Annotated in this window: 14 protein-coding genes; 13 read left to right on the forward strand and 1 reads right to left on the reverse strand. The window is 29.8% G+C overall.

Translation table 11 applies throughout. From position 1 onward, the window contains the following. The first annotated feature begins 41 nt into the window (after positions 1-41). The 12 genes from KO500_RS04320 (at position 42) to KO500_RS04375 (ending at position 14,405) form a co-directional block, all read left to right on the forward strand. A complete protein-coding gene (locus KO500_RS04320; protein WP_215955271.1) occupies positions 42-1,601 on the forward strand; it encodes a hypothetical protein in 1,560 nt (519 codons plus the stop codon). Positions 1,602-1,606: 5 nt separating this feature from the next. Beyond that, a complete protein-coding gene (locus KO500_RS04325; RefSeq protein WP_215955272.1) occupies positions 1,607-2,704 on the forward strand; it encodes an acyltransferase family protein in 1,098 nt (365 codons plus the stop codon). Positions 2,705-2,711: 7 nt separating this feature from the next. Then, entirely contained in the window at positions 2,712-3,875 is a 1,164-nt protein-coding gene (locus KO500_RS04330) for a glycosyltransferase family 4 protein (protein ID WP_215955273.1), read from the forward strand. 150 nt (positions 3,876-4,025) lie between these two features. After that, complete coding sequence (locus KO500_RS04335; protein ID WP_215955274.1) at positions 4,026-5,273, forward strand: WcaI family glycosyltransferase; 1,248 nt, start codon at positions 4,026-4,028, stop codon at positions 5,271-5,273. Between the two features lie 176 nt (positions 5,274-5,449). Next, entirely contained in the window at positions 5,450-6,778 is a 1,329-nt protein-coding gene (locus KO500_RS04340) for a phenylacetate--CoA ligase family protein (RefSeq protein WP_215955275.1), read from the forward strand. Positions 6,779-6,794: 16 nt separating this feature from the next. Further along, complete coding sequence (locus KO500_RS04345) at positions 6,795-7,844, forward strand: sugar-transfer associated ATP-grasp domain-containing protein (protein WP_215955276.1); 1,050 nt, start codon at positions 6,795-6,797, stop codon at positions 7,842-7,844. Between the two features lie 32 nt (positions 7,845-7,876). Then, positions 7,877-8,866 carry a glycosyltransferase gene (locus tag KO500_RS04350; RefSeq protein WP_215955277.1) on the forward strand — a complete coding sequence of 330 codons (990 nt, stop codon included), beginning with the start codon at positions 7,877-7,879 and terminating at the stop codon, positions 8,864-8,866. After that, positions 8,863-10,032, forward strand: a complete 1,170-nt coding sequence (locus KO500_RS04355; protein ID WP_215955278.1) for a glycosyltransferase — start codon at positions 8,863-8,865, stop codon at positions 10,030-10,032. Before KO500_RS04350 ends, KO500_RS04355 begins: the two co-directional genes overlap by 4 nt. A gap of 2 nt (positions 10,033-10,034) precedes the next feature. Then, complete coding sequence (locus KO500_RS04360; protein WP_215955279.1) at positions 10,035-11,174, forward strand: polysaccharide pyruvyl transferase family protein; 1,140 nt, start codon at positions 10,035-10,037, stop codon at positions 11,172-11,174. Between the two features lie 36 nt (positions 11,175-11,210). Beyond that, a complete protein-coding gene (locus KO500_RS04365) occupies positions 11,211-11,762 on the forward strand; it encodes a putative colanic acid biosynthesis acetyltransferase (protein ID WP_215955280.1) in 552 nt (183 codons plus the stop codon). Next, on the forward strand, positions 11,762-12,664 hold the full coding sequence (locus KO500_RS04370; RefSeq protein WP_215955281.1) for a glycosyltransferase family 2 protein: 903 nt from the start codon (positions 11,762-11,764) through the stop codon (positions 12,662-12,664). Before KO500_RS04365 ends, KO500_RS04370 begins: the two co-directional genes overlap by 1 nt. Before the next feature lie 19 nt (positions 12,665-12,683). After that, positions 12,684-14,405: a c-type cytochrome gene (locus KO500_RS04375; protein WP_215955282.1), complete on the forward strand. Its 1,722-nt coding sequence runs from the start codon at positions 12,684-12,686 to the stop codon at positions 14,403-14,405. Between the two features lie 55 nt (positions 14,406-14,460). Here the strand turns inward: KO500_RS04375 and KO500_RS04380 are convergent, their stop codons facing one another. After that, positions 14,461-16,719 (reverse strand): hypothetical protein, encoded by a 2,259-nt coding sequence (locus KO500_RS04380; RefSeq protein WP_215955283.1) that lies wholly within the window; start codon positions 16,717-16,719, stop codon positions 14,461-14,463. A 276-nt stretch (positions 16,720-16,995) separates the two neighbouring features. On the opposite strand from KO500_RS04380, the gene KO500_RS04385 reads away from it, so the two are divergent. Continuing rightward, entirely contained in the window at positions 16,996-17,538 is a 543-nt protein-coding gene (locus tag KO500_RS04385; RefSeq protein WP_215955284.1) for a GNAT family N-acetyltransferase, read from the forward strand. Positions 17,539-17,547: the final 9 nt, after the last annotated feature.

Here is a 17,547-nt window from a genome sequence, read left to right on the forward strand (position 1 = left end):
AAAATTAAGATTACTAGTTTATGGTAGAAAACAAAAATCATATGATAGTACAGATTAAAAAAATCTTAGGGTTTTTATTAATCATAGGTGTAATTTCAGAGATGATTTTCTTCCCTTCAATCCCTAATTTTTACGGTTGTATAATGGCTACCATTAGCTATATTATATTCAATTATTTTTTTACTCCGTACTATATAAAAAACTTTCCATTTGCATTTTTGATGTTTTTATCAATGTTTTTGTATCGCTATTTACCTTTAATAGCCACATTAGCCGAAGGAAAACCAATCACCTACGGGTTTGAAAGACCTTATGATACTTTTTTATTTGAAATAATTTTATTTTTAATATCTTCTTTATCATTTTATATAGCATGTAAAACAACCAATACAGAAAGAAATAACGTAATACAACAAACATTGTTAAAGTTGAATTTTTTTCAAATAACTCCTGCTACTTTATGGGGTATGGGATGTATCGGACTTTTAGTGTTAGTTTACAACCTTAGTAAAGGAGAAATAGCTTACGGTGATGCAGGTGGCAAATTCCTAGCAGGTATTACATATTTAATGTATGCTCCGTTATGCTTGTTCTTTTCAGAATTACTGAACATAAAATACTCCTCTAAAAAAAAAATATGGATTTATACAATTCTAATAATTGTTATTAGTATTGCTTCTAACAAAAGAACACTAATAGTTACACCCATTGCCACAATAGCATTATTAAGTATGTTATTCTTAATAATTAAGAATAAAAAAATTACAAAATTTATTTCACCGATAAAAATGATTGTAATTGGAGTCTGTTTAATAGCGGTTCTTAGTTTGTTAAGCAATCTTTCTTTAGCAATGCTACACACAAGACAATCAATGCTTTATGATAGAGAAACTAGGCACAATGCAGATAAAATGGAAGCCTTTAAACAAACTATAGAAACTGTCCAAAATGAACAGTTGATGAATAAATTAAAAGCTGAGAAAGAAAATACAATTGATAAAAAAACTAATTATGCTCAAGGTTGGACTGAAGATTATGTAGATAATTTTATGCTAGCACGTTATGCAAATATGAGAATTACAGATCAAACCATATATTATGCAGAAAAAAAGGGGTTTGCCAACAGGCAAATGCAAGAGCTATTTAAAAACAATATTATTGCATTATTCCCTACTCCCATATTAAAATTTTTAGGTATTGATTTGGATAAATCTAGTCTAGAATTCTCAAGAGGCGATTACTTATTCGGTTCTGGACTTGGAGGTTATAGAGTTACGAGTCATGTTGGAGATGGTTTAGCAACTTTTGGATATTGGTATTTCTTAATACAAGCTATCTCTTTCTTTCTGGTATTTAAATTACTGAATACTTTTAATTATTACAATAAAAATAAAATACAATATGCCCCATTTGCTTTAATCACTCTTTTTACGTTTTTAGGAATGTTTAAAAATGGACAAGGAATAATTGCTGATTTTGGATATTTAATTAGAGGTTTTTTACAAGGAATAACAACCTATTTGATTATAAAATATATAATTGAAATATCACTAAAATACATAAGTCCAAAACTTTTAAAGAATGAACATTTAAATAAATAAAATAAATGAGAATATATAGTAGAATAAAAATTCTTGACAGCATAAGGGGTATTGCCGCGTTGGTTGTATTATACCATCATATATTCAAACTAAATAAAAAAATATTTCAAAATAACTTAACTAGTACTTGGTTCGATATCTTTGATTATGTTTCTTCATTAAATAAAGAAGCTGTTTTGTTGTTTTTTATTATATCAGGTTTTTCAATAGGTTTAAGTGTTTCTAAAAGGCCTATAAACACAAAAAAGAGTTTAAATACCTATATCTATAAACGTTTAAAACGAATTTTACCAATTTACTGGATTAGTATTGCTTTAGCCTTTGTTATAGGTTTTGTACTTAACATATTATACTTAAAAGATTTTAATATCATAAATTTTATTGGAAATTTATTCTTTTTACAAACCAGTGCTTCGATCGCTGAGTCATGGGTTGTCCCTTATGGCCTAAACGGACCCCTTTGGTCTTTAGCCTTTGAAATGTTCTTCTATTTAGCTTTTCCAATTGCATATATTCTAAATAAGAAATATCTTTTAAAAACAAATCTAAATGTAAAATACATTGTATTTATATTTATTATTTTAATAGGAATAATATTTAATAAAAAAATATTTTTTGTACCCTATTTTCTATTTCTTGCTGGTTTTATTACTTGGATACAAGGCTATATTTCTTCAAAATATTTTACCCTTTGGCAAAAAAATAATTTATTTTTTATAACTAATTTTATGATAGGCTTAATGTCTATAATATTCCATAATTACATACCCTCTGACACTTTGCTAGTTATAGGAAAAGGTATGTTTTTAAATGGAATTTTTTATTTTAGTATGTTATTTTTTGAAAATAAAAATTTCGACAAAACTCAAAATATTATCAACAAACTATTCTTTAAAATTGGTGAAGGCAGCTATGCTATATATGCATTACATTATCCTTTTTTAATTTTTTTCGAAATGAAAAAAATTGATTTAATGTACCAATTACTTTTTATCCCTCCTTTTATAGTTGTTTGTTATTTTTTAGAAAAAAGATCAATACAATGGAAATTAAAATTTCTTGAATTAAATTATTTGAAACCGTTACAATTATTAAAAAAATAAAATTAGTATGAAACTAATTTTTATAATCCATCAACAGGATTCCTTAGGCTATAGTATGAAACGTTATGAAAACATACTAAATTTAGGGTTACAAAAAAGAGGACATGAAACTCAAATATGGGCTCCTAAATTATACTTATCCAAAAAAGACTCTCGAAGTGGATTAAGCAAATGGTTACGTTATATTGATGTCTATTTTCTATTCCCTATTGTATTTCATTGGAAAAATAGATTAACGCCAAAGGATACCCTATATATCTTAATTGATCAAGCTTTAGGTATATGGACTCCATTGATAAAAAACAGAAAACATGTGATTCATTGTCATGATTTTATTGCATTAAAATCATCACTAGGTTTGATCAAGGAAAACCCTATTTCAAAAACTGGAAAAATATATCAAAATTTAATTTTAAAAGGATTTTCTAAAGCTGATAATTTTATTGCAATTTCAAAAAATACACAAAGAGAGCTGTTATCTTTTTTACAAAAACAACCTAAAACATTAGAACAAGTATACAATCCAATAGATCCAAAATTTACAATTGGGGACACTAAAAAAGCTAAAATTTTTATTGAAAATAAAATTGATAACAAGCTACAAAACGGCTATATATTGCATGTTGGGGGAAATACTTTTTACAAAAATAGAGCTGGTGTAATCCAGTTATACCAAGAATGGCGAACAATGAGCGATCAAAACTTACCACTACTAATGATCGGCTCATCACCGTGTAAAAAAATGGTACAACTACAAGAGCAGTCTCCATTTTCTAAAGATATTTATTTCTTAACCAAAGTGTCTGATGAAACTTTAGTAAAAGCCTACCAAGGCGCTACATTGTTTTTGTTTCCATCCTTATTAGAGGGTTTTGGCTTTCCTGTAGCAGAAGCTATGGCTTGTGGTTGCCCTGTAATTACTACAGATGCAATGCCTATGAATGAAGTAGGCGGTACTGCTGCTCACTATATAAAATCAATGCCATCTTCTCCTGAAAATAAAACAGCTTGGTTAAAAGAATCAGCTTTAATTGTAGAAAAAATGATGCAATTAACAGAATCGGAACGAAAAAATATAGTTCAGAAGGGTTTAGAACATTGCGCTATCTTTAATGAAAAAACTATATTGAATCAAATTGAAAAAATTTATTTAGATATAATCAAAAGTTAAATATAAGAGTTAAAAAAACTATAGTTAGCAAAAAGATCTCTTTTATATATTAAGAGTATAACAATAACAAGCTAAAACTATAAATTAAAGCTAAAAAGTAATTCAATTTGATAGTGGATATCAATTAGCAACAAAATTAAAACTACTAATTTGAGAACAGAAAAAAAAAGAATATTATTTATAGGGTATAATTTTTCTCCAGAACTTACAGGAATTGGCAAATATTCCGGGGAAATGATGCAATGGATGGCTAAAGAAGGTTTTGACTGTACGGTATTAACAGCATACCCCTATTATCCACAATGGAAAGTTCAAGAACCTTATCGCAAAAATAGATTTTGGTATAAGAAAGAAACACAACAATTTGAATCTGGTGGTAAATTAACCGTAGTACGTTGCCCGATGTATGTTCCAACAAACCCTACTGGGTTGAAACGAATGATTTTAGATACAACATTTTCTTCTACTGCTTCTCTAGCACTAATACCCAAATTATTTCAACAAAAATATGATTGGGTTATCTCAATAGCGCCATCATTTCAATTTGGTTTGCTAGGTGTTTTTTATAAAAAATTGAAAGGAGCGAAACATTTACACCATATACAAGATTTACAAATTGAAGCTGCTCAAGATTTAGGATTAATAAAATCTCCAGCATTATTGAAAATTTTATATGGAACGGAAAAATTTATTTTCAAGCATACAGATGTCGTTAGTAGCATTTCTGACGGAATGATGGAACGCATTGAACGCAAAGCTAAAAAACCAATTCTTTTTTTTCCTAATTGGACCAATACAAAAAGCTTTTTTCCAATTGAAAATAACACTGAATTAAAAGAACAATTTGGATTTAAAGAGTCAGACTATGTGGTACTTTACTCTGGTGCAATTGGTGAAAAGCAAGGTTTAGAAGCAATCTTAAATGCGGCTGAAGCATTAAAAGAAGTTACAGCAATACAATTCATTATTTGTGGTACGGGGCCTTATAAAGAAAAGCTTATAACAATGGCCAAAGAAATGAAGTTAACAAATGTTAAATTCATGGCATTACAACCTATGGAAAAATTTAATGCCTTTTTAAATATGGCCGATTTGCATTTGGTGATCCAAAAAGAAAAAGCAAGCGATTTGGTTATGCCTTCTAAATTAACAACAATATTAGCAGTAGGAGGTTTAGCTCTTGTAACGGCAAATTCAAATTCAAGCATTTATAAATTAATGCAAAACTACAATATGGGCATCATGGTAGCAGCAGAAAACCAATTAGCTCTAAACAAAGGAATAAAAGAAGCATTTGAAAATAAGAATGCAAGTAAGATGAAGGCTAATGCTAGAGGTTATGCATCACAGTATTTAGCCATGGATAATATTATGACATCTTTTTCAAAACAATTGTAAAAAATATTAATATATATGTATTTCATCGATTATTAGCACTATTTAACAGGTGAAAAATATTTTTTTACCTACAAATAAGTAATTTAATCCCCAACCAAAAAAAGAAATACAGAACTAAAATTATTTTTCAGTTTTAGTTCTGTATTAACAACACAGAACAATAAAACGAATAACTTATGGGGAATCGCTTATCAGAAGCAGTTTTTTCGTTTAAAACCAAAATTTTAAATTCAAAGCTAAACCAACTACACAAAAATGCGCAAGAAAATTTAAATCAAAACAGTCTGGATGATCTAAATTTTAAAAGGCGTCAAAATTTGGTACAGCATGCCATAAAAAAATCTTCTTTTTATGCAGAAAAGTATAAAAATTTGAATTTAGAAAATGGAGCTATTCTCTCTACCCAAGACTTTTTAAATCTTCCACCTTTAACAAGAGAAGAAATAAAAGAAAATTTTAACAAAATTAAAATACAAAAATTAAAATCAGGTAACTATAGAACTGTAAGAACTTCCGGCAGTACAGGAAACCCGTTAACTCTATTACATGATAAAAGGCATCCTGAAACACCTATACGTTGGCGAATCTTAAAATGGTGGAATATTGAACCTTGGGAAAACCAAGCTTTTATATACCGTTATAAAAAAACTAAACTTAAGCGTCTTACAAATGAAATTATGTGGTGGCCTACGAAACGTGTTTTTTTAGCGGCCGCAAATCCTAGTCAAGAAGATTTAAATAAATTTGTAACAAAGTTTAACCGCATAAAACCAACATTACTACAAGGCTATGTAGATGTTGTTTTTGAATTTGCACTATATTTACTAGACAACAATATAAAGATTCATCCTCCAAAAATGGTTTGGGTAACCTCTGCCCCATTATTTGAGGAACAAAGGGAAATCATGCAAAAAGCCTTTGGCGCCCCTGTTTGTGACCAGTACGGGAATACCGAAATTATGTTAATCGCAGCAGAATGCCCCAAACAAGAAGGGTTGCATATAATGGAAGATACCGTGCATATTGAATTTGTAGATAAAAATAATAATCCTGTCCCACCTAATACAACTGGTAAAATATTACTTACAGATTTAACCAACTATGCTTTCCCACTAATTCGGTATGATATTGGAGATGAGGGAGCATATATGGATAAAAAATGTTCTTGCGGTAAAAATTTACCCTTAATGCAGAATGTTAGAGGGCGACAGGCTCATAATATTAAAACACCTTCAGGTTTAACCATTAAAGGAGATCATCTTATGGTTATGTTTGATGGTTATATGAAACACTTTAAAGAAATACAATTACAACAAGAAGCCGATTTTTCTGTAATGTTGAACTATGTTCCTCGACAAAATAATAAACCTATAGAAAAAGTAAAAGAGATGGCTATTTTATTAGAAAAACGTTCAAGATCAGAAATAAAAGTAAAACCAAAAGAGGTTCAAAAAATCAAACAAGTGGGCACAAAAAAGCCACTAATCGTTAACAACCTTAAATAATTGGCTCTTACCATTTATGATAGGTTTAAAATCAATAACGAAAATTGTTTTTGAGAAAATAGAAACTTTCAGATACCATAAAATTTCAAACAACACAGCAAAAAGTGTTCTCAAAAACATAGAAAAGGAAAAAGGAAAGCTTCCACTTTATTTAAAAAAAGCTTCAGATCATTACGCCATAAATACTTTAGGCTGGAAAGGGTATGCACCTTGGTTATATGTATACAGCCATAACGCAGGCGAATTTAAAGAAGGTTGGATTCCAGACAACTATTATGGAAAAAAAATAATTCCGAAAATTCAAGGTAGTTATGGAAAAATATCATTTTTAAAACCTTTAAATAATTACTTATTTAAAAAAGAAATTGGTCCTGATTTAATTTATTTTATAAATGGCTTATGGTTTAACAAAAACTATGAACTATTGAAGGAAAAAGACATTCATCAAATACTCTTTAGTACTACGGATAAAGTTATTTGTAAACCTGATCAGTCCTTTCAAGGAAAGGGAATTTTAGTATTTAAAGAAAAAGACTTCAACACAAATAAAATTATTACGCTAGGCAACTGTGTCATTCAAGAATTTATAATTCAACATGATTTTTTTAATAGATTTACAACTAATAGTGTTGCTACTATTAGGTTGACAACAGTAATTGATAAGAACAATACGATTACCTTAAGGGCCGCATACCTACGATTAGGAAGAACTCAAAATACACACATTACATCAAAAGATCATATCCGTGTTCCGATAAATATGAAAAATGGTATTTTAAGTAAATATGGCTACTTGTCAAATTGGCGAAAAATTTTTCAACATCCTGATTCAAAACAGACATTTGAGTCACAAATAATTCCTAACTTTAACGACTGTATTTCATTAGTAACTGATTTGCATAATAAGATGCCTATGGTACGTACTATTGGCTGGGACGTAACTGTAAATAACGACAATAAACCTGTAATTATAGAGTGGAATGGGTACAGCAATGACATAAAGTTTTCTGAAGCAACACAGGGCCCATGTTTTAAAGATCTAGAGTGGGAAAAATTGCGTAAATAAACCATAACAATTTTAAAAATTAACTTCCTCCCATGAAAATACACTATTTTTTTAGGCATCCTAAAGTAGGGCATTCTATACATAGAGTATTTAGAACAATCATTGAAGAAATTGGCAAATCAAACATTGTAGAAATTATTGAAATGCCAAAAAAAGGTTCGAAACCTAATGACGTACTAAAAAATAATATTTTCACTTATAAAAAAAGATCTAAAAATACAATTCATCACGTTACGGGGCATATTCATGATGTTCTCTTAGCGTTAATTGGTGTTAAAACTGTACTTACCATACATGACTTAGTTTTCTTGGATAATGTAAAAAATCCAATTAAAAAATTTATAAAATGGTTTTTATGGCTCTATATACCTGTCAAAATAGCAAACGAAGTAGTCTGTATCTCTAATCAAACCAAGAAAAACATATTAACGAAGATAAAGTCCAATAAACTTAATGTTATTTATAATCCTATAGATCCAATTTTTGAGTATGTTGAAAATAAATTTAATAAAGAAAAACCAGTCATATTACATATTGGAACAGGTTGGAATAAAAATCTTAAAAAGTCAATAGAAGCTCTTAATAATATATCATGTCATTTGAGAATTATTGGAAATTTAAAAAAAGAACAAGTAGTTTTACTTGAAAAATACAATATTGAATATTCGAATGCTACAAACTTAACTGACCAAGAAATTAAAGAGGAATATATTAACTGTGATATTGTAAATTTTCCTTCTCTTTATGAAGGTTTTGGTATGCCCATTATTGAAGGTCAAAAAACTGGAAGAATAGTTATCACATCCGAAATAGAACCTATGATTGAAGTGAGTGATAATGCAGTTGCATTTATAGATCCAAATGATGAAAATTCATTAAAAAACATGTATCTAAAATGTATAAACAATGATGAATTTAGGTGCGAGGTAATAAAAAAAGGATTAGTTAACGCTGAACGTTTTTCAGTAACCAATATAGCAAATCAGTATATTAAATTATATAAAAATTTAATTGAAAGATGAAAATACTAAGAGTAATTCCAAGTATGAATCCAGAAGCGGGCGGTCCTTGCCAAGGCATCCGAAATATGGTGCCCGAATTAAGTAAACTTGGACACCATAACGAAGTAGTTTGCTTCGACCAACCTGACGCTGCCTATTTAGGGAAAGATTCTTTTAGCATACATGCCCTTGGTGCTAGTAAAACGCCATGGAGTTATAATAAAAAACTCATCCCTTGGCTTTTGAATAATTTTAAACGTTTTGATATTGTTGTGATACACGGTTTGTGGTTGTACCAAAGCCATGCCACAATTAAAGCGATACTTCAATATAGAAATTCTAACAATAATTCACCTAAAGTATTTGTCATGCCGCATGGCATGTTAGATCCGTATTTTCAGAAAGCAAAAGAACGTAGGTTAAAAGCATTACGAAACACCTTTTATTGGAAAATATTTGAAAACAAAGTCATTAATAAAGCGGATGGAGTATTATTTACATGCGAAGAAGAATTATTATTGGCAAGAACAAGCTTCCCCAATTACAAACCAAAAAAAGAAATAAATGTAGGGTACGGCATACAAGCTCCACCTTCTTATAAGACTTCAATGCAACAAGCTTTTAAAGCTAAAGTGCCTGATTGGGGTGAAAAACCATATTTTTTATTTTTAAGTAGAATTCACCAAAAAAAAGGAGTCGACTTATTAATAAACGCATATTTAAAACTTGAATCTGAACTTAAAGAGCTACCGCAATTAATAATTGCAGGCCCAAATAACCATGCTTATGGATTGGAGATGCAAGAGTTAGCAAAAAAATCAAAAAACATATTATTTACAGGTATGTTAACCGGAGATGCCAAATGGGGTGCTTTTTATGAAAGTGATGTATTTGTTTTACCCAGTCATCAAGAAAATTTTGGTATTGCTGTGGTTGAAGCTTTGGCTTGTAGCAAACCAGTGTTGATAAGTAACAAAGTAAATATTTGGCGAGAGATTGAAAATGGGAATAGTGGCATTGTAAAAAACAATACCTCAAAAGAAACGTATGAGTTATTAGAAAAGTGGAGTAAGTTATCTATTTTAGAAAAAAATGAAATGAAGCAAAATGCCTTTAAAGTTTTTGATGAATCTTTTACCACAAGTAAAGCAGCAACTCAATATATAAAAGGAATTAATAAAATTTAGAAATGAAAAAAATTGGAATTATTACCATCTTAAATGTAAACAATTACGGAGCGGAATTACAAGCTTTTGCTTTACATCATAAATTAAAAAGGATGGGTTATGATAATGAGATTATAAATTATTTATATTATAAAAATCCTGAATATTGTGCTGAAGAAAAATCAAAGCCTTTGATTAAAACCTCTGCCAAAAACAAGCTAAAAGACTTGGTATTAAAATGGCTAGATAAATATAGCGCCTTTAAATATCCAGAAATTGCAAAAGTTAGAAAAGATAGATTTGATAATTTTCACAAAAAAAACACACTAGTTTCAAAAAAATATAAAAGTTACACCGACCTATATGATCAAAAACACAAATACGACACTTTCATAGTTGGCAGCGATCAAGTATGGAACCCTAATAATGGAACAAACATTGCACCTTACTTTTTGACTTTTGCTCCAGAGGATGCAAATAAAGTTTCATATGCGTCAAGTTTTGGTGTTGGAAGTATAGATAAATCATACTATCCTCAATATAAAGAATGGTTAAATAACTTAACACATATAAGTACACGAGAAGATGCTGGAGTAAGTATCATAAAAAATATTACGGATAAAAATGCAACACATGTTGTAGATCCTACATTACTATTATCTAGGATAGAATGGGAAGAATTAATGGTGCCCTACGAGTCTAAAGAACCTTATATTCTCTTCTTTATTTTTAAGAAAAATGCTTATGCGGAAGAATTGGCTTATAAAATTCAAGAAAAAACTGGATATAAAATTATTCGTGTTTGCAAAAACGAAATGCCATTAGAGTCTGACGATAAAATTTTGAACATAAGAGATTTTGGGCCTGCAGAATTTTTAGGTTTGTACAGCAGTGCAAGTATTGTTTTAACCACTTCATTTCATGGTAGTGTATTTTCATTAATTTTTGAAAAACCATTTTATGTAATAACACCTGCTAATAAAAACAACAACAGTCGCCAAGAAAGTCTTTTAAATGTTGTAGACTTAAAAGATAGACTTCTAAGAGAAGGTGACACTGTGAATTTAGATGAAATTAATTCAATTAATTTTGAAACTGTAAACCATAAGCTAAACAAACATATTAATAGCTCTGTTGAATTTTTAAAAAATTCCTTAGATTAAATCATAATTATTATTCTGAATAAAATTTTATAATAAATGGAGGAACTATCAAAAACTTCAACAAGACATAAATTTTCAAAAAAGAATAAAATTTTAAGAGTAGTTTGGTCTATTACTTATATTTTTCTTTTTAGGCCTTTTACATTGCGTATTTTCAAGAAATGGAGAGTATTAGTTTTAAAATGTTTTGGCGCTGACATTTCCTGGACTGCTATGATCAATTCTTCAACTAAAATTTGGGCTCCTTGGAATTTAAAAATGCATGATTACGCTTGTTTAGGACCAAAAGTTGATTGTTACAATCAAGGTAAAATTACAATTGGTAAAAATGCTACCATCTCTCAAAAAAGTTATTTATGTGCCTCTAGTCATGATTATACAAGTAAAAAGCATGAATTATACTTAGCTCCCATTTATATTGAAGAAAATTCATGGGTAGCAGCAGAATCTTTTATTGGCCCAGGTGTTACTATTGGTCAAGGTTCAGTAGTTGGCGCAAGAGCAGCGGTTTTTAAAAATGTTGAAGCTTGGACAATTGTTGGTGGAAACCCCGCAAAATTTATTAAGAAACGTGAAATTTTAAATTAATGAATTCCATAAGCACCATAATACTTACCTATAACGAAGAAAAACATATTGAACGTTGTATTAAAAATGCACAACAGTTTTCAAGTGAAATATTTTTGGTGGATTCCTTCTCAACAGACAATACTGTAAGTATCGCAACTGAATTGGGTGCAAAAGTATACCAAAACAAATGGGAAAATAACCATGCTAAACAATTCAATTGGGGATTAGACAACCTACCTATTACAACGACTTGGGTATTTCGATTGGATGCAGATGAGTATTTAACAGAGGATTTAATATCAGAAATTAATACTAAAATACCAACTATCTCCAATGATATTTCAGGAATAGTTTTTGAACGAAAAATGTATTTTTTAAATACATTAATGACTAAAGGTATGGTACAAATGAATATGCTCCGACTATTCAAATACCAACATGGAGTTTGTGAAAATCGATGGATGGATGAGCATATTGTATTAACAAAAGGAGAAACGATACAATTTGAAGGGTATTTTGTTGATGATAATAAAAACTCACTAGGCTGGTGGACACAAAAACACAACAATTATGCAATTCGTGAAGCTATAGAATTATTAAACATAGAATATAGTTTAATAAAAAATACGCAACAAGATAACGAATTTGAAATGTCTGAAGACGCGCAATCTAAAAGAGATAAGAAAAAAAAATATGCTGACATGCCTCTGTTTTGGCGTTCATTCCTATATTTTATATACCGCTATATTTTTAAATTAGGGTTCACGCAAGGTAAAGAAGGTTTTTTATGGCATTTTTTACAAGGTTGGTGGTACCGTACGTTAGTAGATGCTAAAATTTATGAAGTAAAAAAAGCTTGCGGTGATGATAAAAATTTAATAAAAAAATATCTATTACAAAATTATCACATAAGTATTTAATGTATTTACAAGAAATAGCATGAATAAAAAAATAAAAACACTTATTTTTATTATAATGGCTTTAGTCATAGCTATTCTGGTACTTTATCCAAATAAATTTAACAGGTACGTTCATAGACAGATTCGAACCTACAAGACAAAACCTAAAGGCGTTTTAGAAAATGTTAAGTTTCAAAAAATAGAATTAGGGAAAAGTGCCGAAGGACAATATACTAGCCTAATAATAGGCCCTGACCATAAATTATACGCAAATTCAATTGACGGTAAAATAAAACGATTTTTAATTCAACCATCAGGAGAACTAAAATTAGAGCACACTTTTAAAACTTTCGGTGACGAACAAAGACTAACTATTGGATTAGTATTTGATCCTGCATCAACTAGAGACAGTTTAGTTGTTTGGACAACTTTTTCAGAAACATCAAGTGGTTGGATTGATCTCCCTAATGCACCAAAAAATATAGATAAAACAATTTGGGCTGGTAGGTTAAGTCGTTTACAATTAAGCAGTACATCTGATTCCATTTTAAAAAATGAACTGGTATTAACGGATTTACCACGTTTTGGTCCAAATAATGAAAACTTTGCTAATTCTATAGTTTTTGGTCCTGATAGAAAACTATATTTTGGGCAAGGAGCCAATACAGGCATGGGTTGGTGTGATTGTGAAGAGAACCAAGAACCATCTCGCGAAGCCTTACTATCAGCAACAATATTAACTCTTGAATTAAATAAGTTACCTAATGTACTCCCTTTATCAGTAAAAACAATTGATGGTGGCGGTATTTACGAACCTTATAACGAAAATGCTCCATTAAAAATTTATGCCACAGGCATACGAAACCCTTATGATTTAGTTTGGCATAGCAATGGAGAGCTTTATACTACAATTAATGGTTCTGGTGGAGATGAGAACACTCCAAGCTCAGATCCAATGTCAGAACAGTATACACCACCCTATTCAAAAATTCACTATAAAGGTCCAAAAAATATTCCAGCAATAACAAATGCACATCCAGATCAAAATGACTTTATGGCTAGGGTTAAAAAAAATGGCTATTACGGACACCCTAATCCACTTAGAGCTGAATATGTGCTTAATTACGGCGACGAAAGTTTAGATAATTTTGAATACAACAGTATAGCACCTGATGAAAATTTTAGAGGATTTACTTATAATTTTGGACCACACGTAGCACCTACAGGTGTGATTGAATATAGAAGCGATAATTTCCAAGGAAAATTACAAGGTTGCCTAATAGTAGCAAGAATGGGAAAAAATGATCTAATAATATTAAAACCAGGAGGTGATAAAAACGATATAATACAAGATTATGATGGCTCTAAACTAGGTCTACAAATAAATGGAGGTCCCTTAGATCTTGTTGAAGATAAAAAAACTGGAAATATTTATGTATCAGGCTTTGGAAGTAATAAGATTATTTTATTTCACCCCACCGAAAAGCAATCTGATATGATTACATTAAAGAACACAGACAAATCAAAATCTATAAATATTAGTGGGAAAAAATTATATCAAGAAAATTGCCAAATATGTCATGGTGCTAATGCAAAAGGTGGACTCGGGCCAAACTTAGCAGATGATCAATGGATCTATGGAAAAGAAAAAATATATTATATTATTAGAAACGGATCTGAAAACGGAAAAATGACAGCTTGGAAAGATAAATTAACCAACAATCAAATTAAGTCAGTAGAAAAATACATTTTATCTTTATAAAAAAGATAAAATGTATTTTTAAATTGCTCACAAGCATAGGAAGTTATACCATTGATTAGTCATATTGACTCTCATGAGTTAATTCTATAGTCACCTCAACACTACCAGTACTATCAAAATCACTATCAGAAAATAAGTAAATAGACCGATTACTTGTACTTGATGTCACCTCATTAATTAATGCAGATATAGTACCTGTAGATTTAGACAGCGTACTCATTAAATTACTTTTTTCGGTAGCGCTTGTTCCTATACTAATTTCAACACCAGAAGCTAAACTTTCAACAGTGTTTGCTGAAATAGATTGCAACATATAACCATAAGGAATATTAATTTCTAATTCTTCACTTGTACCACTACCTAAATCGACAGTCTCAGTACGAGTCCATGTATCAACAAGTGTATTATTGGTTTGTTCACTCACCATATTATTACTAATATCTGTAATTTTCGCATAATTAGTATTGGTGTTTGAGGCATTCGCAAAAATCATTCTACATTTGTTTTCATAACAATTTTCATCTAAACTTCTCCACCCATTTACAGTTACATCATAGTAATTATTAGCACCACTTTCTAAAGTTTCTTCATTATGATAAATAACACCTCTATAAGCATCTGTACTCGTATGATTTTCAATAGATATACTAGAGTTTATAATAGTATTGTTTGAACCTGAAATACCAAAAAAGCCATAACTTTCTGTATTTAATTCATTTACATAAATTTGTATATTATCCAAAGTAACATAGTCACCCTCAGCAAAACCCATTGGATAAATTTCAGCTAAGTCCGACATATCTTTAATGGTCACATTTTCGATTGTAGAATTAGTCAAAGGCCCTACAAAACGCATTGAATAAAATTTTAAACTAGAATCAAAAATATCAGAGGTATATTCCGAATACATATCGCTAAAGTCTCCATTTATAATATTACCAAAATCGCCCAATCCATCTCTACGATAAGAAGTATAATTGGCTACAACAACATTTTGCACATTACCAACTAGTTTTAACGAATTACAATATCCACTTGAACCCCTAGTTTCTGTTGAACCAACATAATCACCATAATCCATAACATTTGTTATCTGAACATTATTGGTAAAAAGATTATTAATTGAACTATCTTCATTTAAGTAGATTAAATGTGGTGGTGGCATCCAATGATCTGCTCCTCCAATATAATTTCCTGAAGCACTTTGTACATCTGAATATCTATGTCCATCAAAATTCGTAATTAGTAAATCTTCAACAATACCTTGAATACCCATTATAACTCCATCCATACTTATATTGGTTAAACTTACTTGTTTAGAAATTGCTGTCAAGCCTAAATCACTTACTACTTCTTGATCGGAACTAAATTGTTCTTTAAATTTTATTGCTTCTTGTATAAAAGTATCTGCAGTTGCACCCTTAGCTTTAAAATCTACATTTTCAAAAGTTACATTTTCAGCAGCCTCAATTGAAAACAATGCTCTAAATGAAACTGGACCACCATTCCATAAAGGTGTACTACTTGTAAATATTATATTTTTTTCTTGTTCTAAGTAATATCGTAATTGAGTGATATTATCTTCAATTATTGAAGTATCCCAACCAAAACTAGCGTCATACTGTTGGTCGTACAACATTACTAAATTTTTAATTGTAACATTTTCTACTAAAGCAATATAAAAAGCAGGTGAATATAGGCTATTAACAATAATATTTGCATCGTTATCACCCTCAATCCAACTATTATCATCTAAAAAAATAGATTTAGCACCTGTTTCTTCAACGTCTAAAAAAATGTCCTTATCTACCATTACCTTTCCGCTAATATTCGTTGCTTGGTCTAGCGTTTCTACAAAAACATCACGATCATCAGTTACGCCATCCATAACTGCTCCAAACCAATAAGGCATTAAATACTGATCTTCATCATACGAACCAGCCAAATCAATATCATCAAATACTTGATATTTTGTTTGTGAGATAATTGTAGTATTATCACCTGTTAATTCTCCGTTACTAAAAGAACCTGTGCTAAAATATAAAGTTATATCCGCTGGCAATTCAATAGTTTGTTCTTCAAAGTCAAAATCAAACTGAATATCTAAAATCGAGTCTTTATAAGTTTCAGGAATGTTAGTCCAATCAAAATCTTCAGGAATAACAATAGCATTTTCTAGATCAATAGTAACCTCTTCTTCAATAAGTAAAACAGCTTCAGTAAATAATTCACTTTCATTTTCACAAGATGTAGTAGCACTACAGAAAATTAAAGAAACCACTAGAATTAGGGTGGCAGACATAAAAGTTTTCATTTTGTTATTTTTGTAGGTTTTTTCTTATAAGAAAATTGGGGTTATTCCTATAAAATCAAATAATTTATCGATATAACGCAAATATATACGATTAAAGTGCTTGATCGATATTTTTTTTAGCACATTTAACATTTTCATATAAACTTTAAGTTTTAACTTAGAATTAATTAAAAACATTAAGACGATATTAGCTATATGATATTAAGTATTTGAATATCAATAGTTCAAAAAAACAATAAATAGCTTTTCACAAACATCTAAAACGTATACATACCAATGAATATTACTTATACTGTCACAAAAACGACGAATGACCTAAATCAAGTTTTAGCATTACAACAAGCTAATCTATATAAAAATGTTTCTGAGGAAGAAAAAAACGGTGAAGGTTTTGTTACCGTAGAGCATGATTTCAGCACTTTAAAAGCAATGAATGATGTATGTGCACATACTATAGCAAAATGCGGTGATGAAGTTGCAGGTTACGCTTTAAGTATGCATCCTGATTTTGGAAATACAATTGAAGTATTGGAACCTTTGTTTACCTTTCTAAATAAAGACACATATTATAATAACAAAAAATTTATTGTAATGGGTCAGGTATGTGTTTCAAAAAATCACAGAAAAAAAGGGGTGTTTAGGGGCTTGTATGAGGCAATGAAAAAAAACGTTGGTGCTGAGTTTGATTATATTGTTACAGATATTAACGCTAAAAATAAACGATCATTACAAGCACATACCGCTATTGGTTTTACTACTGTTGATACATTTGAACTTGTTGATGGCGAAAAATGGGTTGTGGTATCACTAAAAACATAAAAAGAGCCA

The organism is Cellulophaga baltica (genome assembly GCF_018861125.1).
In the GTDB taxonomy this organism is placed as follows: domain Bacteria; phylum Bacteroidota; class Bacteroidia; order Flavobacteriales; family Flavobacteriaceae; genus Cellulophaga; species Cellulophaga baltica_A.